General features: G+C 70.5%; 24 protein-coding genes. 16 read left to right on the top strand and 8 right to left on the bottom strand.

Annotation, left to right across the window (positions count from 1 at the left end):
* Positions 1 to 110: 110 nt before the first annotated feature.
* Positions 111 to 461 carry a metal-sensitive transcriptional regulator gene (locus ABCR83_RS18200; RefSeq protein ID WP_462696083.1) on the top strand — a complete coding sequence of 117 codons (351 nt, stop codon included), beginning with the start codon at positions 111 to 113 and terminating at the stop codon, positions 459 to 461.
* Positions 462 to 621: 160 nt separating this feature from the next.
* Here ABCR83_RS18200 and ABCR83_RS18195 read toward each other — a convergent pair whose 3' ends face one another.
* A complete protein-coding gene (locus ABCR83_RS18195; RefSeq protein ID WP_462696135.1) occupies positions 622 to 750 on the bottom strand; it encodes a hypothetical protein in 129 nt (42 codons plus the stop codon).
* A gap of 156 nt (positions 751 to 906) precedes the next feature.
* The gene (locus ABCR83_RS18190; protein ID WP_462696082.1) at positions 907 to 1,830 is read right to left on the bottom strand and encodes an SCO4651 family lipoprotein; all 924 of its coding nucleotides are present in this window, start codon (positions 1,828 to 1,830) and stop codon (positions 907 to 909) included.
* 36 nt (positions 1,831 to 1,866) lie between these two features.
* Between ABCR83_RS18190 and ABCR83_RS18185 the strand changes: the two genes are divergently transcribed.
* A complete protein-coding gene (locus ABCR83_RS18185; protein ID WP_462696081.1) occupies positions 1,867 to 2,106 on the top strand; it encodes a hypothetical protein in 240 nt (79 codons plus the stop codon).
* Between the two features lie 122 nt (positions 2,107 to 2,228).
* Positions 2,229 to 3,779, top strand: a complete 1,551-nt coding sequence (locus ABCR83_RS18180) for an FAD-binding oxidoreductase (protein ID WP_462696132.1) — start codon at positions 2,229 to 2,231, stop codon at positions 3,777 to 3,779.
* 40 nt (positions 3,780 to 3,819) lie between these two features.
* Here ABCR83_RS18180 and ABCR83_RS18175 read toward each other — a convergent pair whose 3' ends face one another.
* Together ABCR83_RS18175 and ABCR83_RS18170 are read right to left on the bottom strand one after the other, a co-directional pair.
* Positions 3,820 to 4,554, bottom strand: coding sequence for a phosphatase PAP2 family protein (locus ABCR83_RS18175; protein ID WP_462696080.1), 735 nt, complete (start codon positions 4,552 to 4,554; stop codon positions 3,820 to 3,822).
* Between the two features lie 195 nt (positions 4,555 to 4,749).
* The gene (locus tag ABCR83_RS18170; RefSeq protein WP_462696079.1) at positions 4,750 to 5,751 is read right to left on the bottom strand and encodes a C40 family peptidase; all 1,002 of its coding nucleotides are present in this window, start codon (positions 5,749 to 5,751) and stop codon (positions 4,750 to 4,752) included.
* Positions 5,752 to 5,974: 223 nt separating this feature from the next.
* Between ABCR83_RS18170 and ABCR83_RS18165 the strand changes: the two genes are divergently transcribed.
* From ABCR83_RS18165 to ABCR83_RS18155, 3 genes are all read left to right on the top strand, one after another.
* Positions 5,975 to 6,745, top strand: coding sequence for a serine hydrolase (locus ABCR83_RS18165; RefSeq protein ID WP_462696078.1), 771 nt, complete (start codon positions 5,975 to 5,977; stop codon positions 6,743 to 6,745).
* A gap of 65 nt (positions 6,746 to 6,810) precedes the next feature.
* On the top strand, positions 6,811 to 7,653 hold the full coding sequence (locus ABCR83_RS18160) for a MerR family transcriptional regulator (protein WP_462696077.1): 843 nt from the start codon (positions 6,811 to 6,813) through the stop codon (positions 7,651 to 7,653).
* Positions 7,650 to 7,853: a hypothetical protein gene (locus tag ABCR83_RS18155; protein WP_462696076.1), complete on the top strand. Its 204-nt coding sequence runs from the start codon at positions 7,650 to 7,652 to the stop codon at positions 7,851 to 7,853. The genes ABCR83_RS18160 and ABCR83_RS18155 overlap by 4 nt, the downstream gene beginning before the upstream one ends.
* A gap of 1 nt (position 7,854) precedes the next feature.
* On the opposite strand, the gene ABCR83_RS18150 is transcribed toward ABCR83_RS18155, so the two are convergent.
* Positions 7,855 to 8,661: a GNAT family N-acetyltransferase gene (locus ABCR83_RS18150; protein ID WP_462696075.1), complete on the bottom strand. Its 807-nt coding sequence runs from the start codon at positions 8,659 to 8,661 to the stop codon at positions 7,855 to 7,857.
* A gap of 145 nt (positions 8,662 to 8,806) precedes the next feature.
* On the opposite strand from ABCR83_RS18150, the gene ABCR83_RS18145 reads away from it, so the two are divergent.
* Positions 8,807 to 9,391, top strand: coding sequence for a cysteine hydrolase family protein (locus ABCR83_RS18145; RefSeq protein WP_462696074.1), 585 nt, complete (start codon positions 8,807 to 8,809; stop codon positions 9,389 to 9,391).
* Complete coding sequence (locus tag ABCR83_RS18140; protein ID WP_462696073.1) at positions 9,388 to 10,356, top strand: GlxA family transcriptional regulator; 969 nt, start codon at positions 9,388 to 9,390, stop codon at positions 10,354 to 10,356. The genes ABCR83_RS18145 and ABCR83_RS18140 overlap by 4 nt, the downstream gene beginning before the upstream one ends.
* Here ABCR83_RS18140 and ABCR83_RS18135 read toward each other — a convergent pair.
* A complete protein-coding gene (locus ABCR83_RS18135) occupies positions 10,322 to 11,764 on the bottom strand; it encodes an NAD(P)/FAD-dependent oxidoreductase (protein ID WP_462696072.1) in 1,443 nt (480 codons plus the stop codon). The genes ABCR83_RS18140 and ABCR83_RS18135 overlap by 35 nt on opposite strands.
* A gap of 198 nt (positions 11,765 to 11,962) precedes the next feature.
* Between ABCR83_RS18135 and ABCR83_RS18130 the strand changes: the two genes are divergently transcribed.
* A complete protein-coding gene (locus tag ABCR83_RS18130) occupies positions 11,963 to 12,136 on the top strand; it encodes a hypothetical protein (RefSeq protein WP_462696071.1) in 174 nt (57 codons plus the stop codon).
* A 33-nt stretch (positions 12,137 to 12,169) separates the two neighbouring features.
* Here ABCR83_RS18130 and ABCR83_RS18125 read toward each other — a convergent pair whose 3' ends face one another.
* On the bottom strand, positions 12,170 to 13,609 hold the full coding sequence (locus ABCR83_RS18125; protein ID WP_462696070.1) for a serine/threonine-protein kinase: 1,440 nt from the start codon (positions 13,607 to 13,609) through the stop codon (positions 12,170 to 12,172).
* 395 nt (positions 13,610 to 14,004) lie between these two features.
* Here ABCR83_RS18125 and ABCR83_RS18120 point away from each other — a divergent pair, with 395 nt between their 5' ends.
* The 6 genes from ABCR83_RS18120 to ABCR83_RS18095 all read left to right on the top strand — a co-directional run bounded on the left by ABCR83_RS18120 (position 14,005) and on the right by ABCR83_RS18095 (position 21,214).
* Positions 14,005 to 14,313, top strand: coding sequence for a hypothetical protein (locus tag ABCR83_RS18120; protein WP_462696069.1), 309 nt, complete (start codon positions 14,005 to 14,007; stop codon positions 14,311 to 14,313).
* A 256-nt stretch (positions 14,314 to 14,569) separates the two neighbouring features.
* Positions 14,570 to 15,445, top strand: coding sequence for a hypothetical protein (locus tag ABCR83_RS18115; RefSeq protein WP_462696068.1), 876 nt, complete (start codon positions 14,570 to 14,572; stop codon positions 15,443 to 15,445).
* Positions 15,435 to 16,766, top strand: coding sequence for a hypothetical protein (locus tag ABCR83_RS18110; RefSeq protein WP_462696067.1), 1,332 nt, complete (start codon positions 15,435 to 15,437; stop codon positions 16,764 to 16,766). The genes ABCR83_RS18115 and ABCR83_RS18110 overlap by 11 nt, the downstream gene beginning before the upstream one ends.
* A 2-nt stretch (positions 16,767 to 16,768) precedes the next feature.
* Entirely contained in the window at positions 16,769 to 18,322 is a 1,554-nt protein-coding gene (locus ABCR83_RS18105) for an SCO6880 family protein (protein ID WP_462696131.1), read from the top strand.
* A gap of 11 nt (positions 18,323 to 18,333) precedes the next feature.
* The gene (locus ABCR83_RS18100) at positions 18,334 to 19,749 is read left to right on the top strand and encodes an ATP-binding protein (RefSeq protein ID WP_462696066.1); all 1,416 of its coding nucleotides are present in this window, start codon (positions 18,334 to 18,336) and stop codon (positions 19,747 to 19,749) included.
* Positions 19,750 to 19,813: 64 nt separating this feature from the next.
* The gene (locus ABCR83_RS18095; protein ID WP_462696065.1) at positions 19,814 to 21,214 is read left to right on the top strand and encodes a type VI secretion protein; all 1,401 of its coding nucleotides are present in this window, start codon (positions 19,814 to 19,816) and stop codon (positions 21,212 to 21,214) included.
* A gap of 6 nt (positions 21,215 to 21,220) precedes the next feature.
* Here ABCR83_RS18095 and ABCR83_RS18090 read toward each other — a convergent pair whose 3' ends face one another.
* Positions 21,221 to 21,793 (bottom strand): GNAT family N-acetyltransferase, encoded by a 573-nt coding sequence (locus ABCR83_RS18090; RefSeq protein WP_462696064.1) that lies wholly within the window; start codon positions 21,791 to 21,793, stop codon positions 21,221 to 21,223.
* Positions 21,794 to 21,924: 131 nt separating this feature from the next.
* Here ABCR83_RS18090 and ABCR83_RS18085 point away from each other — a divergent pair, with 131 nt between their 5' ends.
* Positions 21,925 to 22,869 carry a hydroxyacid dehydrogenase gene (locus ABCR83_RS18085; RefSeq protein ID WP_462696130.1) on the top strand — a complete coding sequence of 315 codons (945 nt, stop codon included), beginning with the start codon at positions 21,925 to 21,927 and terminating at the stop codon, positions 22,867 to 22,869.
* Positions 22,870 to 22,995: the final 126 nt, after the last annotated feature.

Below are 22,995 nucleotides of genomic sequence, written 5' to 3'. Positions count from 1 at the left end.
CGGTACCACCCACTGTCGCGAATTTCGGTAACATATACCCGGCGGGGGTATATCGGTGAGGTAGGGGACCGCAGGCGCGAGGCACGCGCACCGGGACATCGGAGGACGCCATGACGACCACGGAAGCGGCTTCGGGCGGCACCGCCGGGTGCCACGAGGAGAGCGGCCCGCCGCACGGGCCGCATGGCTACAGCAAGCAGAAGGACCAGCACCTCAAGCGGCTGCGCCGGATCGAGGGGCAGGTCCGTGGCCTCCAGCGGATGGTCGAGGAGGACGTCTACTGCATCGACATACTCACCCAGGTCTCGGCGAGCACCAAGGCCCTTCAGGCGTTCGCGCTGCAGCTGCTGCAGGAGCACCTGCGGCACTGCGTCGCCGATGCGGCGGTCAAGGGCGGCGATGAGATCGACGTCAAGGTCGCGGAGGCGAGTGCGGCCATCGCCCGGCTGCTGCGCTCCTAAGGCGTCCGCGGAAGGAGGTGGGGCGAGAAGCGAACTTCCGGGGCATAAAGGAATACGCGCCCCAATATCAGGGCAGTCAATGGCAATTCGGGCAATTACCGGTGAACAAATCCATCCCCGAAAGGCCGTGTCCCGCCCCTCCCCCGTTCCACGGACAGCCTCAGCCATCCGCCTCCGGCGAACACCGGAAGAGCACCTCATCGATACGGTCCGGACTGAGCCGCTCCTCATCCGCGCTCGACGCGGCGATCATCAACTCACCGTAGAGATCGATCTCGATGAGGGCCACGGGATCCGGTCCGCCGGACGAAGCGCGTCGCGAAACCACGTGATTCACCTCCTCGGGTCTTGCGTCTTGCGTGTTCGGCTTCCAGGTTAGTGATGGGCACACAACACGCGCATGGCACAGAAGGACCATTTCCATGGCCAACTAGGCCGCCCCACGCTATTTCTGCGGTGCGGCAACCGTCCCCGCATAGATATCGGCAGCGGCCGGCAGCCCAATGGCCGGCCTGACACCAAAGGCGGAGAGTTCGACGGTGGACACCACCGTCATCGGCGCCCGCCCGGCATGCGAAGGCGATGAAGCCGCCCGCCGCACACTGAACCGATAACGCAGCAGCCGTGGCCGCCCCCGCCCGTCCAGAAAGGCGTCGAACGCCACCGTGCCGCCGGACAGCCCCTTCGCGGCGGCCGCCAGCGCCGCCCGGTCCCGGGCGGGCGCGGTCCGCGCGGACTCGGCGAGGTCGATCGTCCCCCAGTAGTGCCGCACCGGCACCCCGTCCACACCCTCGTCACGCATATACGTCACCCCGCGCGCCCCGCCCAGCAGTTCGGCGGCGGCGAGCGGATCGGTCGCCCCGCTGGTCAGCAGATCACCGTCGGCGAGCCGGCCCGTGTCGAGCCGCACCCACTTGTCCGCGGGCACCCCCGCGCCCCGGTTCTTCATATACAGCGCACCGGGCCTGAACACCTCGGTGATCGGCCGGTGCTCGGCGGCCCCCATCGCGTCCTTGGGCACCCGCACCGTCAACTGCCCCACGGGACGGGCGAAGTCATACACCCCGGAGCCCTGGATCGTCACCCGGGTCCCCCCGCTGACGGTCTCCATGGACGTACGGACCTTCGCGCCGCCCGAGCGGGCCAGCACCGCCGAGGCCTGCCGCACCGCCTCCAGCGCGCGGCCGGGATCCGCCACCTCGTCGGCCCGCGCGGCCGGACCGCCGCCCCCGCCCGGCCCGTCGTGCCGCCCGTCACCGGCCGCCTGCTCCGCACCGTCCGTGCAGCCGGTGACCAGCACCCCGAAAGCCATGCCCGCCACCGCCGTGGCCACGAGAGCACCGCCGCGTCTATGACCCTGCACCGCCATGAACGTCAGCCCCCTGCCGCAAGCTGGTGGAACCCGATGGGTCCAACGACCGCGTGGGCGCCGCCGTCACGGCCGGGTACCGTGGTGCAGGTGTCCGAGCCGACCTCCACCCGTCACTGCGCGGGGCACACCACCAGCATCAGCGAGCGGGGTTCGTTCTGCACGGCCCGCTGCACCTGCGGCTGGTACGGCCCCGCCCGCCGGGCCCGCTCGCTGGCCCGCGCGGACGCCGAAACCCACCTCGCCGGGGGCGGTTTGGGGCACCCCGGCGGATAACGGGCCCAGCACGGCGATAACCGCGGACAGCGCGAACAGCGGTGGGAACCATCCCTGCCTCCCCGGCATCTGAATGATCGGTCACTCGGGGATCGACACAGGCGGGGGCACCACCTATGACCGTGCACAGGCGCACACTGCCGACCGCGGCGCCGGGCCTCGCCGCGGCCGGAGCCATCGGTGCCGCCCGGCCGGCCGGCACCGCCCCCGCCGCCAAGGGTCCCCGCACACCGGCGGCGACCCGCAAGCCGCGCACCGCCGACTGGACCGCCCTCGGCAAGGGCCTGGCGGGCGGGCTCGTCCGCCCCGGCGACGCCGACTACGCCACCGCCCGCCGGCTCTACAACACCCGCTTCGACAGCCTGCGCCCGGCCGGGATCGCCTATGTCAAGGGCACCCCCGACATAGCCGCCTGCCTCGCCTTCGCCCGCCGTCACTCGATACCCGTCTCCATCCGCAACGGCGGCCATGACTACGCCGGTTGGTCCGGCGGCACCGGCCGGCTCGTCGTCGACGTCTCCCGGCTGAAGACCATCCGCACCCCGACCTCCGCCACCGCCGTCATCGGTGCGGGCGCCAAGCTCATCGAGGTCTACACCGGGCTGGCCGCCCATGGCGTCACCGTCCCGGCCGGCTCCTGCCCCACCGTCGGCGTCTCCGGTCTCACCCTCGGCGGCGGGCACGGGGTGCTCTCCCGCGCCTACGGCATGACCTGCGACAGCCTCACCGGCGCCACCCTGGTCACCGCCGACGGCCGGACCCTGGACTGCGACACCCAGCACCACGCCGACCTCTTCTGGGCCCTGCGCGGCGCGGGCAACGGCAACTTCGGCGTGGTCACCGAACTGCGCTTCCGCACCCGCAGGGTCGCCGACAGCGTGTCCGGCCACATCAGCTGGCCCTGGTCCAAGGCCGCCGAGGTGATCCGCGCCTGGCAGGAGTGGGGGCCCGGGCAGCCGGACGAAATATGGTCCGCCTGCGACCTGTCGGTGGCCGCGGGCGGCACCCCGCGCATAGCCGTGGCGGCGTTCACCCTCGGCGCCCAGGGCGACCTCGCCAACTCCCTGGACAAGCTGGTGAGCAAGGTCGGCGGAGGCAAGGCCGACGTCCGGCTGCACCGCCGCTCCTACCTGGACGGCATGCGCGCCTACGCCGGGTGCGACGACAAGCCCCTCGCCCAGAGCCACCTCCCGGGCCGGACCCCCGGCCGCGACCGCGCCGGACGCCTGGAGCGCGAGACCTATGCGGCCCGTTCCGACTTCTACGACCGCTCGCTCAACGCCGCGGGCATCCGCACCCTGCTGGACCAGATGGAACGATTCGGCCGCCGGGCCAAGGGCGGCGGCGGCTCCGTCCAGCTCACCGCCCTCGGTGGGGCGATCAACCGCGTACCGCCGCTGGCCACCGCCTTCGTCCACCGCCGCGCGCGCTTCCTCGCCCAGTACCTGGCCTCCTGGCCGGCCGCCGCCTCGGGCAGCAGCCAGGCCTCCTGGCTGGACGGCATCCACTCCGCCATGCTGTGCCACGCCTCCGGCGCCGCCTACCAGAACTGCGCCGACCCGGCGCTGAAGAACTGGCGCAAGGCCTACTACGGCGACGCGGCCGACCGGCTCGCCAGGCTCAAGCGGCAGTACGACCCCGACCGCCTCTTCAGCTTCCCGCAAGCGCTGTAGGAGGTGTCCGGTAGGACACGCCCTTGGGGCCGCAATCCCCCTACGCCGCAAGCCCGTTGTTCTGGTGCCGCGGGCGCGGCCCGGCCGCGTCCGCGCCCTCCCCCGGCTCCGCCGGGGAGGCGGGCGCGCTCCGTGAGCACACCAGACGGGCCGCCCGCGAACCCGCCAGCCGCACCGTCAGCGGCGTGAGCAGCAGCATGGCCAGCGGGGCCAGCAACAGCACCACGGCCGTGCCGAGGGCCAGCCCGCCGACGACGTCCGTCGGATAGTGCACGCCCATGAACACCCGGCAGAACGCCTCGAGGAACGCCAGCCCGATCCCGATCAGCCCGTACTTCCGGTGCGCGACAAACAGGCCCACGCCCAGCGCCATCGTCAGCGTCGCGTGGTCGCTCACAAACGAGAAGTCCGTCTTGCCCTTGACCAGGACGTCCAGCCCCTGATGCTCCAGAAAGGGACGCGGGCGCCGCACAAATCCCCGGATCGGGATGTTGACGAGCAGCGCGATCCCGGCCGCGACCGGCGCCCACAGCAGCGCGGCCACACCCGTCGGCGCATCCGCACTGCGGCGCACGCTCCACCACGCGCAGAGCATCAGCACCGCCAGCCCCACGACGATTCCGTACTCGCCGATGAACTCCATGGTCCGGTCGAACCAGCCCGGAGCTCCCTTGGCCAGCCCATTGACGTCATAGAGCAGGCTGACGTCGGGGTTCGAACCACTCGCGCCGCCCTTGGCATCCGCCAGCGGATAGCCCATCACAAGTCCGGGCATGTGCGTGGCCCCTTATCTGTCGCCTGTTGCTCAAGTGCAGCTGCCAAACCCCCGTGGTCCGTGCGCCCATGCGGCGGGCGCTGCTCACCCACCCCCATGGAACGCGTCACTCCTACCAGGCGTTCCGCTCTCCACCCAATGATCACCAGGACGTTATCCAAGGGTGACCGGGGGTGGTTCCAGGAAGCCCGGGGTTCACACGGTGTTCGGCTTGGGCAACGCCTTGGCACCCGAATCCGTCACGCGTGTCGCCCCGATGTAATCCGCGGTATCGATGCTGTCGAACCGGATCACGGCGCCCGGATGGGGCGCATTGATCATGTGTCCGCCCCCGACGTACAACCCCACGTGATGGATGCTGCGGGGATCGCTCAGGTCGTGCGCGAAGAACACGAGATCCCCCGGCATCAGCTCGTCCCGCTTGGGATGCGCTCCCGCGTTCCACTGGTCATTGGCCACCCGCGGCAGCTCGATCCCCACCGATGCGTACGCCGCCTTGGTCAGCCCCGAACAGTCGAACCGCCCGTCGTCCTCCTTCCCTCCGTTGCCGCCCCACAAGTAGGGCTTGCCCAGCTGGTTCTGCGCGTAGTAGATGGCCGCGGCGGCCTGCTGGGAAGGCGCGACCGGCCCGGCGGGCCGGGCGAAGGACTTCTCCAGGCTGCGGATGGACTTCACATAGCCCTGGGTCTCACTGATCGAGGGCACCCCGCCGGAGTTGATGACGCGGTAGGCACCGGCGTTGTAGGCGGCGAGCATGTTGTTGGTGGAGTCGCCGGGAACACCCTTGACATCCTTTGCGAGTGCACAGTCGTAGGTGGCGGCGGAGGCGATGGCATCGGCCGGGTTCCAGATGTCCGGCCTGCCGCTTCCGCTGGCGGAGACGCCGTACTGCGCCCAGGTCTCGGGGATGAACTGGGCCAGGCCCAGCGCACCGGCGGGGCTCTGGGCCTTGGGATTCCAGTTGCTCTCCGTATACAACTGGGCCGCCAGCAGTGCGGGACTGACGGCCGGGCAGAGACTTCCCCACTTCTCTATGAGCGGCTGGTATTCGGCCGGCGCCGCCCCCTTCGCCAGCCCTCTGGCCCCTCCGGAACCGGTCAGATTCGCGGCCACCAGGTACGTACCGAACACCAGCAGCGCCAGGAAGGTCAGTATGAACCCGACCCCGATCCCACCAGCCACCCAGATTTTCCGCACTGGTCAACCCTCCCCCACACAGGGCGCGTTCACTCCCGTTTTCGACAACGCCGTGCCAATCTACTTTGCGGTACTGCGCTTTCCCGGGGCCGTGACACCGGCGGCTCCGCCGCGCGGCCCCCCGGACCCCCGGCCGCAAATGCCGTGCCGGGCGATGCCCGGCGGGACACCGCGCGGATCTCCCATACGCCGCCATCCCATACGCCTCGCAAGGGAGCCCGACATGCCGGCAGCGCCCACCGCAACCTGCGCCTCGGCCCGGGCGGGCCTCGCCGCCGGCCTCGCCGAAGGCCTCGCCCGGGCACTGCGCGGCAGGACCGGGACGATCGCGGTCGCCCTGCACGACCCCGCGACCAGGACCGCCTACGACCACGACGGGGACCGGCAGTTCGACTCGGCAAGCCTGGTCAAGGTGACCATCCTCGGCACGCTGCTGTGGGACGCGGACGGGTGCCGGCGCGAGCTGACCGCGTGGGAGGACGAGCGCGCCACCGAGATGATCACCGAGTCGGACAATGACGCCACCACCGCCCTGCGGGACCGGCTCGGCACCGCCAGGATCCGGGCGTTCGCCCGGGCCGCCGGGATGACCCGGACCGTTCCCGCCACTGCCTGGGGGACCACCCGGACCACCGCGAACGACCAGCAGCGGCTGCTCCGGCTGCTGACCGCCCGGAACCGGCTGCTGACCGACGGGTCCCGCGGCTACGCACTCGGCCTGCTGGGCAGGGTGATCCCCGCCCAGCGCTGGGGCACCCCGGCCGGCGCCCCCGAGGGCACCGCGATCCAGGTGAAGAACGGCTGGCTGCGGCGCGAGCAGGACGGGCTCTGGCGCGTCCACAGCATCGGCGCCTTCACCGGCGGCGGCCGCACCTACACCATGTCGGTGCTCACCCATGGCTACCGCACCCGGCGCGGCGGCATCGACGCCATCCAGGCCATCGCCCGGGTGATCCATGCGCAGCTGGCGGGGCTCGATCCTCACGCCGCTTGATCTTCACGCCGCTTGATCTTCACGCCGCTTGATCCTCACGCCGCGTAAGGATGCAGGCTTGTCCCATGAGCACATCCGCACCCCCACCCGCGACCTGGAAGGTGGGCCCGCTGGCCGAGGCCAGCGGCCTGACCGTACGGACCCTCCACCACTGGGACGCCATCGGCCTCCTCAGCCCGTCCCAACGCACCGCGGGCGGGCACCGGGAGTACACCGAGCAGGATGTCGCCCGGCTGTACCAGGTGCTGGCGCTGCGCGACCTGGGGCTGGCCCTGGAGACCATCGCCGTCTGCCTGGACACCGGGGTCGACCCGGTACGGCTGGTCCGCGACCACCTCGCGAGCGTGACGGCGGCCCTGGCCGGGCTCGACGCCCTGCACCGCCGGCTCACCGCCCTTGCCGAGGAGCTGGCGCAGGGCAAGGCCCCGACCACCACCACACTGCTCGACGCCCTGCGGGCGATCGGCGACACCGGGCCGGAGGGCGACCGTACGCTGCGCCGGCATCTCGACACCGACCAGCTCCAGGTGCTGCGGACGCGTGCCGGGGCGCTGGGCCCGGCCGTGCACTATCTGCTGGAGGTCGAATGGCCCGAGCTCTACCGCCGGGCCGACCGGCTCCGTACGGCCGGGGTCGCACCCGGCGACCGGCGGGTACGCCGGCTGGTGGCGCGCATGGACGAGCTGAGCGCCCTGTTCACCGGCGGCGACCCGGGCATCTCGGCGGGCGTACGGGCCGCCTGGCGCGAGGACCCGGCGGCCATGTCCGGCGGCGCGGCCGGAGCGGCGAACACCTGGCCCGACCTGGCCGACTACCTGGACCTTGCCCGTACTGCGCCTCCCCGGGGGGCAACCCCAGACCGGCATCGCAAGGGAAACGTCAGTAACACCGAAGGAGCTCCCCGATGACCCCGAACGCCCGCCGCCACATCGCCCTGGCCTCCGTGTTCCCCACCCTGCTGACGGTCCCCGCCATCCTCCTCCTGGCCACAACCGGCGCGGCCGCCTGGGGAGTTGCCCTCTCCCTGGGGATCGCGCTCGCCGTGCATGCGGCCATCACCTACACCCGTCTCGGCAACCCCGACGCGGTGCCGAGGCGCGGCCGGTAGCTCAGGCCGCGACGTCGGGCGCGCGCAGCAGCTGGAGCCGGCACTCGGTGTCCTCGAAACCGAGCGACCGGTAGATCCCGATCGCGTGGTAGCCGGGATCGGCGATGATCACCAGCGTACGGGCGCCGAGTTCCCGCACTCCCCACTCGCCGATGTGGTGGACCAGCGCCGAGGCGAACCCCCGGCGGCGGAAGCCGGGGTGGGTCTCGACGTTCTGGAAGCGCGCGATGCCGCTGCCGTCGGCGAACAGCCCGGCACCGGCGCACATCCGGCCGTCCACGAACGCCCCGAACCAGCTGCCGTGACCGGCCGCACAGAGCCCGCGGATCTCGGCCAACTGGCCATCGAGAAAGGCCCGATGTTCGTCCGTCATCGGTGCCTCCTCGGTGGCGAACCGCAACTCGGCGGCCTGCGCCCAGTCCTCCTCGTCGCGCAACGGGCGGATCTCGGCCGTTTCCGCGCCCAAGGACCGGACGGGCGGGCGCAGCCGGGTGGCGGTGAGCACCGTGTCCACCGAGGCGGTGACGCCGAGCCGGGCCAACTCGGCGCTGTCCCCGGGGCCTTCCCCGGTGGCATCCACGCCGAGCGCCAAGTGCCGGGCGTCCGGGAACTCCTCGGCGAACACGGCCGACCAGCGAGCCGCGTCCCCCTGCTCCGGCGGCGAGCCGGTCAGCACGAAGTTGCCCCACCAGTAGCCGGGGTTGGCCGGTGTGCGGACCACGATGTGTGTGCCACGGTCGTCGATGACGGAGCCCGCCATCGCGCGCAGCATCAGGTCGGTGCGGAAGCCGAGGGAGATCACGTTCATTGTGCCGACGGTACGGGGGCGTGCTCGCCCTCGCCGGGAATTACTGCGCTTTCCCGGCCGCCTTCGGCGGGCCTGACCGGATCGTTCCGCATCAGGACGCGATCGGGCCTTCGCCCCGGCCCCCGGCACACCGCAGGCTGGGCCCATGAACAGTGCACTCATCGTGATCGATGTCCAGGAGTCCTTCCGTCAGCGGCCCAACTGGGCGGCCACTTCCCGGCCCGACATCGTCGAGCGGGTGAACCGCCTGATAGCGGCCCAGCGGGCCAAGGGCGAACCGGTCGTCTGGATCCTGCACTCCGATCCGGGCAGCGGCGGTGTCTTCGACCCGGAGCACGGCTTCAACCGCCCGATCGAGGGCCTGCAACCCCTGCCCGGGGAACCGGTCCTGACCAAGACCTCGCACAATGCGTTCACCACCACCGGCCTTCAGCAACTCCTCACCCAACTCGGCGTCCGCACCCTGCTGATCAGCGGCATACGCACCGAACAGTGCTGCGAGACCACCGCGCGGGTGGCCTCGGATCTCGGCTATGACGTCGTCTTTGTGACCGATGCGACCGCCACCCACCCCATCGAGCACCGGGACGCCCCCACCGGCCGCAGTCTGGCGGAGATCCTGGCCGACCCGCGTACCCTGACCACCGACGCCATCATCGCCCGCACCGAGTACGCGCTGGCGGGGCGCTTTGCCCGGATCGCCACTGTGGAGGAGCTGACCGGATCGTGACCCGGGTGGTCTTCCTGCTCGTCCCACAGCTGCATGTGCTGGACCTCGCCGGTCCCGCCCAGGTGTTCTCGACGGCGGCCGGCCATGGCCACGACTACGACATCGCCTGTGTGGCCGAACGGGAGGACATCCCGACCGCCCAGGGCATCCCGCTCCGGGCGGCCACCGCATGGCCGTCGCTGACGCCGGAGGACCTGGTCGTCGTCCCCGGCTGGCGCTCCCGGGCCCTGGGCGAGAACGGGGAGTTGAGCCCGGCGACGCTGGACCGGCTGGCCGCCCACCATGCCGCGGGCGGCACGGTCGCCAGCGTCTGCGCGGGTGCGGACGCGCTGGGCCGGGCCGGGCTGCTCGACGGCCGCCGCTGCACCACCCACCACGATGTGCAGGACGAGCTCGCCCGCCGCTATCCCCGGGCGCAGGTCCAGCGGGACGTCCTGTATGTGACCGACGACCGCGTCGTCACCTCGGCCGGGATCGCCAGCGGGATCGACCTGGCCCTGCATCTGGTGGCACTGCGCCACGGCCCGGCGGCCGCCGCACGGGTGGCCCGCGAGATGGTGGTGTACACCCGTCGCAATGGTGACCAGCGGCAGCACAGCGCCATGCTCAGGCACCGCGCCCACCTCAGCGATGCCGTGCACCGTGCCCAGGATCTGATCGACGCCCGCTATGCCTCCACCCTCCGCCTCACCGACCTCGCCTGCGCCGTCGGCCTCAGCGAACGCACCCTCACCCGCCGCTTCACGGCAGCCACCGGGCTCACACCGCTGCGCTACCAGCAGGAGCTGCGCATCGAGCACGCCGAACACCTCATCGGCCAGGGCTGGACGGTCGAGGCGGCGGCGCACCGCGTCGGCTTCCAGGACGCGCGGATGCTGCGCCGCCTCCGCGGGCGCCCAGCCCTGGCCGACGGTGGCCGGACGGGGCCGACTACAGCCCCCACCGCACTCGTTCGGCCTCGGTGACCGGTGGCTCGGGTGACGGTCGCCGGGTGCGGTCGGGGCCGCGCAGCACATTCAGCAGCATGCTGGGCGCCACCAGCGCCGACCAGGGGGCGGACAGGGTCATCACGTCGAACATGGCCTGGGCGACCGTGGGCCTGGTGACGGCGGTGCGGATCATCCGATGGACATAGCCCTGAGTCAGCTGGGACACCGCCATGGAACGGTCACCGATGGCGTCCGGGAACCGCATGTCTTCACCCGTCGCCAGCGCCCAGGCCCCTGCGACCGGGCGGGCAATCGCCCGCTGCGCGCGCCGGGCCAGGCCCGGGCTGCCGAGGCTCTCCTCCCTCAGTACGGCCCGCAACTCCAGGGCGCTGCGCGCCGCTACGGTCATGCCCTGGCCATAGACCGGGTTGAACGAGGCGACCGCGTCCCCCATCACCAGGTAGCCCTCGGGCCAGGCGGACAGCCGCTCGTGAAAACGCCGCCGGTTGAGGGTGGAGCGGGTGTGGTGCACCTCGGTGAGCGGCCGGGCAGCGGCGATGAGGTCGCCGATCAGCGGGTGGCGCAGCCTGCGTGCATAGGGCACGAACTCCCCGGCGTTGCACGAGGGTTCACCGCCCCGGGTGCCGCAGAGGGTGACCAGCCAGCGGTCGCCCTCGATGGGGAGCAGCGTCGCCCCCTGCCCGGGCCGCCGGGTGCCCGACGCGGGCTGGAGCTGGATGGTGATGACGGGGATGTCCTCGGCGCCGGCGGGGGCCTGGAAGATCCGGGTGGCATAGGCCAGTCCGGAGTCGACGGTCTCCTCGCGGACGGCGGGCAGGCCCAAGTCGGCCAGCCACCGCGGCGCCCGGGAGCCGCGGCCGGTGGCGTCGATGACCAGATTGGCGGCGAGGTCCTTGACGGTGCCGGAGCTCGGGTCGCGGAGGCGTACGCCGGTGACGCGGGTGGCATCGCCCAGCAGGGACTGGACTTCGCAGCCTTCGCGAAGGCTCACCCCGGGGCCGGCCAAGGCCTGTTCGCGGATCGCCAGGTCCAGCAGATCGCGGCTGCAGGCGACCATGAACTGCATCTCGGGCCATCGGGGCACCCAGCCCTGCGCCGAAAGGGACACCAGGTTCGACGGCATGGCGATGCGCCGGGCGCCCGCGCGGAGCCATCGCTCGGTGGCACCGGGCAGCAGGGACTCGATGGCGCGCGCCCCGCCGGACATCAGCAGATGGGCATGGCGTGCCTGGGGCAGCCCCTTGCGGGGCCGGGCGTCGGCGGGCAGCCGGTCCCGGTCGATGACGATGACCTCGTCGGCATGACCGGCGAGCGCGGACGCGGCCAGCATTCCGGTCATGCCCGCGCCGAGCACCACCGCCCGGCTCGGCCGGCCCACGCGCCCGGAACCCATGGCGGCACGGTTGTTGTTGGGGACGATCACGGCCGCATCTCTCCCCGCGTGGTGTGACGCATACGCGCCCGCCCCATCCGGTTCGCCCCATCGTGCAGGGGGCCGCTCGGCGCCCGTTCCTCTATCGTGGGCGCCGACGCCAGCCGAGCGAGATCCCAAGAGGGGGACACCGTGCCACCGCGCGTGCCAGAGGGCCTGAACTGGATTCCGGCGACCGACGATCTGACCATGCCCGAGTACCTCGAGGTCGCCTTCGGCAACGAGGGCGACGACAACGTCTACATCCGGGAGAACATCAACCCCAGCAAGGTGGTGGTGACGACCCAGCGGAAGTGGGACGCCTTTGTCCTGGGGGTGAAGGCGGGAGAGTTTGACCACTTCGTCGAGGGCATCGACGGCTGACCCTCCTCCTCTCCTCCTCCTCTCCTCCTCCCCTCAGTCGTCGCCCTCGTCGCCCCCGCTGTCGCCGTTGTCTCCGTTGTCGCCACTGCCTCCGTTGTCGTCGGCTCCGGAATTGCCGTCGGGCCGGCCGTGCTTGCCGTGCTCTGGTGGTTTCCCGGACTTCTTCGGCTTGGGCCGGTCCTGATCGCCCTGGGTGCGGCCGCCCTTGGGATGCTTGCCGGTCGGCTGGGTGGAACCCGGGTCCACCGCTCCACTGTGCGCCGTCCCGGACTGCTGCGCGTCGGGTCTTCCGTGGTCGCCCTGGTCGTCGTCGGAGGTGAAGAGCACGGCTCCGATGACGGCGGCCACCCCGAAGGCCACCGCTCCGGCGATGACCCCGGCCAGCGTCCTGGGCGGGCGTATGGCGCGTACGGCCCGCATGCCGCCCGTTCCCCGGGCACTGCCGCTTCGCCGGTGCCCGCCGACCGTGGGTGTGCTGCGCGTCGCGGGCGAACCCGGCAGCGCATAGGTGGCCACGTTCTCCCGGTGGACCACGGGCACGGGGGAGGTGCCCGGCATGGGCGGGGCGACCGCCGGAACGGCCGTCGGGACCGGGACCGCAACCGGGGCCGGGGCCATGGGTGGTGCCGCCGGAGACATGGCGGGCGGCAGTGGTTGCGGGGTGTCGCGCCAGGACGAGCCCGCGAACCAGTCGGCCACCTCCTGGGCCGCGGGCCGCGCCTCCGGCTCCTTGGCGAGCATCCGCAGCAGATATGCGTCGAGGGCGTGGGGGACATCGGCCCGGTGTTGGCGCGGTGGCACCGGTGGGGTGTCCACATGCAGGTAGAGCAATGAGGTGGGGCTGTCCGCCCAGAACGGCGGCTGGCCGACGAGCAGGTGGTAGAGCACGCAGCCCAGCGCGTAGACATCCGAGGCGGGGCCTGCGATCCGGCCCAGCGCACGCTCCGGCGCGAGGTAGGTGCTGGTGCCGACGATCTGGCCGGCCCTGGTGAGCCCGGCCGAGGTCTCGTCGACAAAGCGGGCGATGCCAAAGTCGCCGATCTTGAGCGTGCCATTGGCGTCGAGCATGAGGTTTCCGGGCTTGACGTCCCGGTGGACCACTCCCTGCGCATGGGCCGCCGCCAGGCCGGAGGCGGCCTGGGTGGCGATGCCGGCGACACCGGCCGGGGAGAGTGGGCCCCGCGCGGAGAGCTGCTGGGCCAGGCTGGGGCCGTTCACCAGCTCCATGACCAGATAGAAGCGCCCGTCCCAGGAGCCGAAGTCGTAGACCGAGACCACTTGAGGGTGATTCAGCCGCGCCGCCGTCTGGGCCTCCAGGCGGAATCGCTGTGCGGCCGATTCGTCGCCGTCGTCGCCCAGCAGCAGCTTCACGGCCACCTGACGGCCCAGCACCTCGTCCTGCCCGCGCCAGACTTCGCCCATGCCGCCGCGACCGAGCAGCTCCGCCAACCGGTAGCGTTCGGCAACCAGCACCCGTACCACCCTTGATCTCGACGCACCCGACGACCCGGACGATGAGTGCGATGAACCCGATGAACCAGCCCGGCGGCCGCAGGGCGCGGCACATACGAGGGCGGTCCCCACAGCCTACCGATCGAACACGCTGTCGCTTGAACATCTGCACACTCCCCCATGTCGACCCTTCCGGCCCCGCGCACCCAACCCGGCCACGCACAGTCACCATAGGACCACCCACTGACAACGGGGTGCCTCGACTCCGGGTGGCATGGCCCCTGGCATATGCGGGGCCCGCCAAAAAATGCCGCCAAGTCGACATGCAACAGCGGCTTCTTCGGAGAAGATAGGTCCTGACCTTTGCCGAGCGGCAGGGGACGCACAACTACCCTTAAGGGGGCGGTGAGTTACATATGTTTTTGGCCGACCGAAAGGGCGACATCAACACCATTATTGGTGGAATCGCCCCGAAATGGGGTCCGTTCGGCACCCTGGGCAATGAGGCCCGCGTGCTGATCGAAGTCATCATGGCTGCATCGATTCTGCTGTGTCTGGCCATCGCTATCTGGGGAGCGGCGAAACAGCGGATCGGCACCACGGCATTGCGTGACACCTTCAGCGCCGAGCAGGGCAAGGGACTGATCGTCGCCGGCCTGACCGGCGTCTTCATCATCGGCTCGCTGGGGACGCTCTTCACGATCGTCTACGGCATGGCCGTCTGAGCGGGCGGGCCCTCCGGGCGCGCCCAGGCCCGGAGCAGGCCCGGCCCGGCCGCAACCCCGCCCCCGCACCCGGCTCACGGCGTATCCGCCCCGCGCAGACCCGCTCGTCCCCGAGTCCCCCCACCCGAGGCTGCTTCCTGATGCCCTCTCACTCCCTCACGTCCTCCCCCCGGAAACCGCGCACACCGCTACCGTCATCTCATGGCGGGAAGCCCAGTCGCGGTCCCGCGACGACGCATGAGGAAGCAGGCACGCGATGAGTCTCGGCGACGACGGCTACGGCAGCGGTCCGAGTGGCTATGGGAGCCACGGCGATGCCCACCTCACCCGTACCCGGCTGCCGGAGGGCGAGGTCGACCCCTACGCCCCGCAGCCCCGCCGGTCGGTCCGGCCCAGCCGGAACCTGGTCATGGTCGTCGGCGTGGTCGTGCTCCTCATCGCGGCGATCGCCTTCGCGAACAGAGGGGGCGGTGACTCATCGTCATCCTCGTCCGACAGTGCCGGGAAGAAGTCGGGTCAGAGTGACAGCAGTTCCGCTACGGCCCCCACGGGGGTGAAACCGGTCGAAGGCAAGAACGGAGGCAAGAACGGAGGCATCCCCTCCGGCTTTGCGCACACGGAACAGGGGGCACAGTCGGCAGCGGCGAACTTCGCGGTGGCGCTGGGGGGCGATGGGATGTTCAAGGCGGACACCCGTCACGCGATCGTGGATGCCACGTACGCACCGGATGCCGCGCCTGGCATTCAGAAGCAGCTGGACCAGGTGTATTCGGCGGATTTCCTCAAGAACGCCGGGCTCCAGCCGGATGGTTCGGCCCCCAAGGGGATGACCTTTGTCTCGCGCACCATGCCCATCGGGTCCAAGGTCACGGGGTACCGCGACGACGATGCCACCGTCGAGGTCTGGTGTGCAGGCCTGGGAGGACTCGCGGGCCAGGGCTCGACCAAACCCGTGAGCCAGACATGGTTCACGATCACCGCGAAGCTGCACTGGGCGGACAACGACTGGAAGATCGTGTCCACCGACCAGAAGCGAGGGCCGGCACCGGTCGCTGGTGACGATCGTGCGTCAGGAGCCGATGAGATCGCCAACGCGGTCGGTGCGTACGGAGGGTTCACATATGCCAGGTAGCAACCGTCCGCGCACGATCTCGGTAACCGCAGTTGTGGTGACCGCCCAAGTGGCGGTGATGGGCTTGGCCGCCCGTGCAACTGCGGCTCCCACGCCGCCCCCAACCCCACTGTCAACGCTTACACCACAAGCCACACCGTCTCCTTCGCCATCCAAGAATCGGTGCGACCTGATTAGGGGAGTGGCGAGGGAGTACTGCAAAGACGACGGCAACAAGAGCAACACCACCCCCACCGACCCCCAATCCGGCCTGGACCCCGCCGCCTCCCTGGCCAAAGGCTGCGCCGAAGCCGCCTCCTGGATCGTCAAAAAGCTCTCCGAAGCCGTCCACGGCACCAGCAACGTCGACTTCACCAACGCGAACTTCCTCCGCCAATACGCCGTGGTCTTCGCCGCCTCCACCATCCTCACCCTCGTCCTCTGGCTGCTGGCCGTGGCCAAGCGCGCAGTGCGCGGAGTGCCGCTCACGGAAGCGATCACCGAGGCCGTCGGGTTCCTCTGGCTCACCGTGCTCGCCTCCGCCTTCACCCCGCTCATCCTCTACACCGTCGTCCAGGCCACCGACGCCGTCACGGATGTGATCGCCTCCGGTCAGTCCGCCAACAACGACCGGTTTTTCGGCGGCTTCGCCGACGCCCTCAAGAAGGGTGACGGGATCGGCGGCGGGCCGGTCATGCTGATCGTGCTGTCCCTGGTCTCCGTCCTTGCCGCGGGTGTGCTCTGGCTGGAGCTGGTCATCCGGGCCGCGCTGCTCTACGTCGGCGCGCTCCTGGGTACCGCGGTCTATGCGGGTCTGGTCGACAAGAACATGTGGGGCCATGTCCGCCGCTGGGCGGGCATCATGATCGCCGTGATCCTGCTCAAGCCGATCATTGTGATCGTGCTGACCCTGGCCGGTGCGCTCTCCTCCGGCCAGGGGACCAGTTCGCTCTCCGCGGTCATCTCCGGACTGGCGATCATCATTCTCGCGATCTTCGCAAGTGCGATGGTCTATCGGTTCGTTCCTGGCTTTGGTGACGAAATCATCAGCAGCCGCAATGCCAGCAAGGACGTGGCATCCCGCCAGGCGGCCGCAGTGATCTCCTCTCCCGCCACACTCGTCAAACAGGGCATCAACACCCACAGCACCCGCAGCGACGGCGGTGGCGCGCCCCAGCCCGCCCGCCCCGCGAACCCCGTCGCCGGCGGTGTCGCCGCCCATGGCGCTCGCCAGTCCCCCGCCGCCCAGGGCGGCGGGCTCGGCGGCAATGGAAGCGCCCCCTCCGGTCCCGCGCCCCGCGCACAGAACAATGGCAATACCTCTGGAGGTGAGCGGAGTTGACGATACAGGCCCAGTCCCAGCCGATCGCGGCCCGCCGTACGTATCTGATCGGCCGTGCACGCCCCAACGCGGTGGTGGGCAAAAACCGCGAGACCGGCGAGATCGGGCTGATCATCGCGGGCGCTTTCCTCGGCATGATGTGCGGGCTGCTGGTGCCGATCCTGCCGCTGCGGATCCTCACCCTCACCGGATTCCCGGCGCTGGCGCTGGCGGCCGTGTATATCCCTTACAAACAGCGCACGTTCTATAAATGGTTTGAAATCAACCGCACCTACAAGCGCACCGTGCGCCGCGGCACGACCTACCGTTCCGGCGTGACCGAGGCGGGCACCCGGCTGGACGGGCGCGAGATCGAGGTGGGTCCCCCGCCCGGCATCGGCCGCATCAACTGGCTGGCCGCGCCCTTCGGTCCGGACGAGATCGCGGTGCTGTTGCACGCCGACCGGCGTACGGTCACGGCCGCGATCGAGATCGAGGGGCCGGGTGTCGGGCTGCGCGACTCGGAGGACCAGGAAGCCCTGGTCGAGCGGTTCGGCACCTTGCTCAAGCATGTGGCCAATGGCGACGGTTATGTGACCCGGCTGCAGATACTGGCCCGTACGCTGCCCGCCGACCCCGACGCTCATGCCAAGGACGTCGAACGGCGGGGCGACGAGAGGTCGCCGGAGTGGCTCAAGGACTCCTATGACCAGTTGCAGTCGATGGTATCGACTTCGTCCGAGCAGCACCGCGCCTATCTCGTCGCCTGCATGCACTACACCCGCGAACTGGCCGCCGAGGCCCAGGCCATCGCCCGTGCCTCCCGGCACACGGCGGGCAAGCGCAGGTTGGACCGGGACGCCGGGCTGGCCGTCGTGATGGCGCGGGAGCTGACGGACATCTGCGCCCGGCTGGCGGAGGCGGACATCCGGGTGCGGCAGCCGCTGGGCCAGAGCCGGCTGTCCTCGCTGGTGCACTCCATGTACGACCCGGACCACCCCATCGACCACATCCAGGCGATGACCAAGCGCAATGCCTGGCCGGCCGAACTGGACGCGCTGCAGCCGACATTCCTCCAGGCCAAGACGCGTGAGTCGACCACCCGCGAGCCCTGGTGCCACGCCACCGCCTGGGTCAAGGAGTGGCCGATGACACCGGTGGGCGTCAACTTCCTGGCGCCGCTGCTGGTCCACACCCCCGATGTGATCCGTACCGTCGCCGTCTGCATGGACCTGGAGCCGACGGACGTGGCCATCGAGCGGATGCTGACGGAGAAGACCAACGACGACGCGGACGCCTCCCGCGCCGCCAAGATGAACCGGGTCGTCGACCCGCGCGATGCCGCCGCCCACTCCCGCGTCGACCAGCGCGGCGAGGACCTCGCCAGCGGTGCGGCGGGCGTCAACCTCGTCGGGTACATCACCGTGTCCTCGCGCTCCCCGGAGGAACTCGCGCGCGACAAGCGGACGATAAGAGCCTCGGCCGGCAAGAGCTACCTCAAGCTGGAGTGGTGTGACCGCGAACACCACCGGGCCTTCGTCAACACGCTGCCGTTCGCGACCGGCATCCGACGCTAGGGGCAACCGCCGTGCTCGAACCGCTCACCGCCCTCACCAACGCGTTCACCAGCTTCCTCTTCGGCAAGGTGGAGACCACCCGGCTGCCCGTACGCACCTCCACCGGGCAGGCACAGGCCGTCTACCTCCCCACCGCGGCCCCCGGCCTCGGTGACTCGGGCGTGATCATCGGGCGCGAGGTCTACTCCGGAAAGGGCTATATCTACGACCCCTTCCAGCTCTACGGCCAGCAGCTGCCCGCCCCGCACTGGCTGGTGCTCGGCGAGTCCGGCAACGGCAAGTCGGCGCTGGAGAAAACCTATGTGCTGCGCCAACTGCGGTTCCGCGACCGGCAGATCGTGGTCCTGGACGCCCAGGGCGAGGACGGCGTCGGCGAGTGGAACCTCATCGCCCAGCAGCTCGGCATAACACCGATCCGGCTGGATCCGATGGCCGCCCTGGACGGCGGCATCCGCCTCAACCCGCTCGACCCCTCGATCACCACCACCGGACAGCTCGCCCTGCTCCGGACCATCATCGAGGTGGCGATGGGGCGCGGGCTGGACGAGCGCTCCGGTTTCGCGCTCAAGGTGGCGCACGCCTATGTGAACGAGACCGTCGTCGACCGCCAGCCCGTGCTCACCGACATCGTCGAGCAACTGCGCCACCCCGAGGCCGAGTCGGCGGAGTCCATGAACGTCGACATAGACGATGTAAGGGCCTGGGGCCTGGATGTCGCCCTGGTGCTGGACCGGCTGGTGGACGGTGACCTACGGGGCATGTTCGACGGACCGACGACGGCGGGCATCGACCTCGACGCCCCACTGATCGTCTTCGACCTCTCGCACATCGACCGCAACTCCATCGCCATGCCCATCCTGATGGCGATCGTCGGTGTCTGGCTCGAGCACACCTGGATCCGCCCGGACCGCAAGAAGCGCATCTTCCTGGTCGAAGAGGCCTGGCACATCATCAACTCCCCGTTTGTGGCCCAGCTCTTCCAGCGGCTGCTGAAGTTCGGGCGACGGCTGGGCCTGTCCTTTGTGGCGGTGGTGCACCACCTGTCGGACGTCGTCGACGGCGCGGCGGCGAAGGAGGCCGCGGCGATCCTCAAGATGGCCTCGACCCGCACCATTTACGCCCAGAAGGCCGATGAGGCAAGGGCCACCGGACGGGTGCTGGGACTGCCCCGCTGGGCAGTCGAGATCATCCCCACCCTCGCACCGGGCATCGCCGTCTGGGATGTCAACGGCAATGTGCAGGTCGTCAAGCACCTCATCACCGACGCCGAGCGGCCCCTGGTCTTCACCGACCGCGCCATGACGGAGGAGGGCGCCCTGGACAGCGACCTGGCGGCGGAGGCAGAGGCGGCGGAACGCGCCCACGCTGCGCTGGAGGCGGGCTATCCCAACGAGGCCTACGGTTCCTCCGAATCGACGGTTGCCTGACGTGGCGTCCGGTTCGGGACCTGCGAGAACGCAGGGTACGGGGGGCATTCCCGACGGTCTGCTGGTGAGCGCCCTGGGCTTCCTGCTGGGGATCACCTTTGTGGTGTGGTCGGCGACCGGCCTCTCCGGCTTCTTTGCACACGGGAGTTGGCCGGACCGGGTGTCCCTGCTGCGGGCCCCCCAGGCGCTGCGGGAACTGGTGTCGGATCCGCGCGACCTGGCGGCCGCCTGGCCCGCGACCCCGCCGGACTCGCTGTCGGGATACGGGCTGTTCTGGGGCATCGCCATCAGCGAGGCGCTGGTCCTGGTGGTGCTCATCGTCTTCGCGGTCGGCTCGCTCATCCGGTGGCGACGCGGACCGCTGGCCCGCCGAGCAGCGGCGAGGGAGACGCCAGCGGCCCCCACGCCCGCACCCGCCGTGGCCCCGGAGCAGGCCCCCGCCACGCCAACAGCAGCGGAGCCAACTCCCCTGCCCGGTCCGCCCGTTGAGGCACAACGGCCCGAACCCCCGCCGTCCGTACCCGTCTCCCGCACATCGGCCGCCGCGACGCCGCGCATCGTCTACGGCACCGACCGCCGCGATGCCGCGGCCCGCGCGATCCTGGAGGCCGCCGGGCCGGTGCTGGTCACCACCAGCGATCCCCAACTCTGGGCGGACACCAAGGACTCCCGCGCCAAGCTCGGCCCGGTACGGGTCTTCGACCCCGGTCACCTCCTGGACACCCCGGACCGCCTGCGCTGGAACCCCACCACCGGCTGCGAGGTCCGCGATACGGCCACCGCCCGGGCGAGCGCGCTCCTCGCCCCCGTACGCCCGCTCAGCACCCTCGACTCCCTCACCGCAGAAACCGCGGAACTGCTGCTGCGCTGCTGGCTGCACGCCGCCGCCGTGGACGGCCGCCCGTTCCGGCAGGTGCACCGCTGGGCACAGGGCACCTCGGCGCACGAGCCGGTACGGATCCTGCGGACCAACCCCAAGGCGGTCGGCGGCATGGCGGGCGAGCTGGAGTCGGCACTCACCGCACACCCCGAACGCCGGGACATGGCCCAGGAGTTGACGGCCCGTGCGCTGGGCGCCCTCACCTCGGTGCACATCCGCGATGCCTGCAATCCGCATAGAGGAGATGCGCCGGCACTGGAATCTTTTGTCGCGGAGATGGGAACGCTCTACGTGGTGGGTGAGGCGATTGAGGATCCTCGCACCCGCCCGGGTGCAATGCCGTTGCTGACCGCACTCACCGCAAGCGTGGTCGAGCGCGGCCGGGGCATGGCCGAACGGTCATCCTCCGGTCGGCTCGACCCACCACTGACCCTGGTGCTGGAGGATGTCGCGGCCGTCGCCCCGCTGCCCGCCCTGCCGGATCTGCTGGCGGGCGGCGCGGAGCAGGGGCTGCCCACGCTCGCCCTGATGCGCTCGGCGGAACAGGCGAAAACGCGCTGGCCACGGCGGACGCTGGCCGGTTAGGCCCGGTCAGGGCCGGTTGGCGTACGCCGCCCGGGCGATCAGTGCGAGCTCGTACTCCAGCGCCGTGGGATCGTTCTGTGCGGGCGTGGTCGCACCGGTACGGGTGAACCCCAGCTTCCGGTAGAAGGCCTCGGCGCGTTCATTCCGCTCATGGACATAGAGACACACCCGCTCCACCCGGGGGGCGCTCAACGCCCAGGCCCAGTCGATGGCGGAGCAGAACAGCGCCCCGGCCAGACCGGTGCCCCGATGTTCGGGCCGGACGAAGACCCCCACGATATGCGCCTGTGGCACGGACACGATTTCCCCGACGGCCGCTTCGGCACCTGGGAGTTCGACCAGTACGGTCACCGAGCCGGCCCACTCGCCGTCGGGCCCCTCCGCGACAAAGGTGACGGCCGAGGTCCCCTCGGCATTCATCCGGGCCCGGTCCTGCCAGAAGCCATCGGGGTGGGCGGCCGCCGTGGCATACGTCTCGAGAAAGGCAATGGGCGCCACCGGATCACGCAGCGCGGCCAGCCGCAATTCCCTGATCCTGGGCCAGTCATCGGCCCGAACGGTCCTGATGCGATGCTCCATCTCCCGATCGTCGCGGTTGCCCCCGGTACCGGCAAGCGTTTTCTCTCTCGGCGATGGGGGTAGCTCCCGTGCCATTCGGGATGAGGGAGGGCAGGCCCGTGGGCGTGACAGACGTACGCGTCATGGTGGAGATGGGCACGGAGGCAGCAGCCGCGGTGCTACCCGCGGATCTACGGGCACAGCTCGCGGAGTTGGCCGAACCGACGGGTTGCCTGGCCCTCGCCGACATTCTCATCACCGGATGGGGAAGCTCGGTCGTACTGGACGAGAGCATTCTGGACGGGGCTCCCCGGCTATCGGCGGTGGTACATGCCGCGGGGTCGGTGAAGGGGGTGGTCACACCGGCCGTCTGGGACAGGGGAATTGTGGTCTCCTCGGCCGCCGATGCCAATGCGGGGCCGGTCGCCGATTACACCGTGGCCGCGGTCGCGCTCGCCGCGAAGAAGGCACTGAGCACGGCCGCCGGGTACGCCACCGGACGGCCCGGCTGCTGGCCCGGCTTCGGCGACCGCCGAGGAGCCGACGGCCAAATCGTGGGAGTGGTGGGCGCGTCCCGGATCGGCCGCCGTGTCATCGCCCGGCTACTGGCCTCGGCAGCCCGCTTTCGCGTGCTGCTGTACGACCCCCATGTATCAACTGCCGAAGCGGCGCTGCTGGGCGTCGAACTCGTCGGCCTCAACACACTGTGCGGAGCAAGCACGATTGTCACTCTCCATGCTCCGGAACTCCCCGAGACCCGGTGGCTGTTGAACGCCGAGCGGCTGGCCCTGATCCCGGACGGTGGCACGGTCATCAATACGGCGCGTGGCTCGCTGATCGATACGGACGCCCTCACCCTCGAATGCGCATCGGGCCGGCTGGACGCCTTTCTCGATGTGACCGACCCCGAACCACTGCCTCCGGGGCACCGATTGCCGACACTGGGCAATGTACTGGTCACCCCGCATATCGCCGGTGCGCAGGGCAGTGAGGCCCGGCGGCTGGGTGCGTATGCGGTGGGAGAGGTCGGGCGGCTGGTACGGGGAGAGCCACTGTTGGGCTTGGTGAGCCGGGAGGATCTGCGTCGGCTGGCCTAGCAGGGCCCAAAAACAAAAAAGCCGGAGGCCCGAGCTGAATTCACTTCAACTCGGGCCTCCGGCCCAATAATTGCTCGGCGGCGTCCTACTCTCCCACACGGTCCCCCATGCAGTACCATCGGCGCT

This window comes from Streptomyces xingningensis (assembly GCF_054957865.1).
Note: the sequence above shows the minus strand (reverse complement) of the source record. Positions and strands in the feature narration are given on the sequence as shown.

Coding starts and splice junctions, on each gene's coding strand:
- ABCR83_RS18200 (WP_462696083.1), top strand. CDS start 111: ATGACGACCACGGAAGCGGCTTCGGGCGGCACCGCCGGGTGCCACGAG.
- ABCR83_RS18190 (WP_462696082.1), bottom strand. CDS start 1,830: ATGGCGGTGCAGGGTCATAGACGCGGCGGTGCTCTCGTGGCCACGGCG.
- ABCR83_RS18185 (WP_462696081.1), top strand. CDS start 1,867: ATGGGTCCAACGACCGCGTGGGCGCCGCCGTCACGGCCGGGTACCGTG.
- ABCR83_RS18175 (WP_462696080.1), bottom strand. CDS start 4,554: ATGCCCGGACTTGTGATGGGCTATCCGCTGGCGGATGCCAAGGGCGGC.
- ABCR83_RS18165 (WP_462696078.1), top strand. CDS start 5,975: ATGCCGGCAGCGCCCACCGCAACCTGCGCCTCGGCCCGGGCGGGCCTC.
- ABCR83_RS18160 (WP_462696077.1), top strand. CDS start 6,811: ATGAGCACATCCGCACCCCCACCCGCGACCTGGAAGGTGGGCCCGCTG.
- ABCR83_RS18155 (WP_462696076.1), top strand. CDS start 7,650: ATGACCCCGAACGCCCGCCGCCACATCGCCCTGGCCTCCGTGTTCCCC.
- ABCR83_RS18150 (WP_462696075.1), bottom strand. CDS start 8,661: ATGAACGTGATCTCCCTCGGCTTCCGCACCGACCTGATGCTGCGCGCG.
- ABCR83_RS18145 (WP_462696074.1), top strand. CDS start 8,807: ATGAACAGTGCACTCATCGTGATCGATGTCCAGGAGTCCTTCCGTCAG.
- ABCR83_RS18130 (WP_462696071.1), top strand. CDS start 11,963: ATGCCCGAGTACCTCGAGGTCGCCTTCGGCAACGAGGGCGACGACAAC.
- ABCR83_RS18120 (WP_462696069.1), top strand. CDS start 14,005: ATGTTTTTGGCCGACCGAAAGGGCGACATCAACACCATTATTGGTGGA.
- ABCR83_RS18115 (WP_462696068.1), top strand. CDS start 14,570: ATGAGTCTCGGCGACGACGGCTACGGCAGCGGTCCGAGTGGCTATGGG.
- ABCR83_RS18110 (WP_462696067.1), top strand. CDS start 15,435: ATGCCAGGTAGCAACCGTCCGCGCACGATCTCGGTAACCGCAGTTGTG.
- ABCR83_RS18090 (WP_462696064.1), bottom strand. CDS start 21,793: ATGGAGCATCGCATCAGGACCGTTCGGGCCGATGACTGGCCCAGGATC.
- ABCR83_RS18085 (WP_462696130.1), top strand. CDS start 21,925: ATGGGCACGGAGGCAGCAGCCGCGGTGCTACCCGCGGATCTACGGGCA.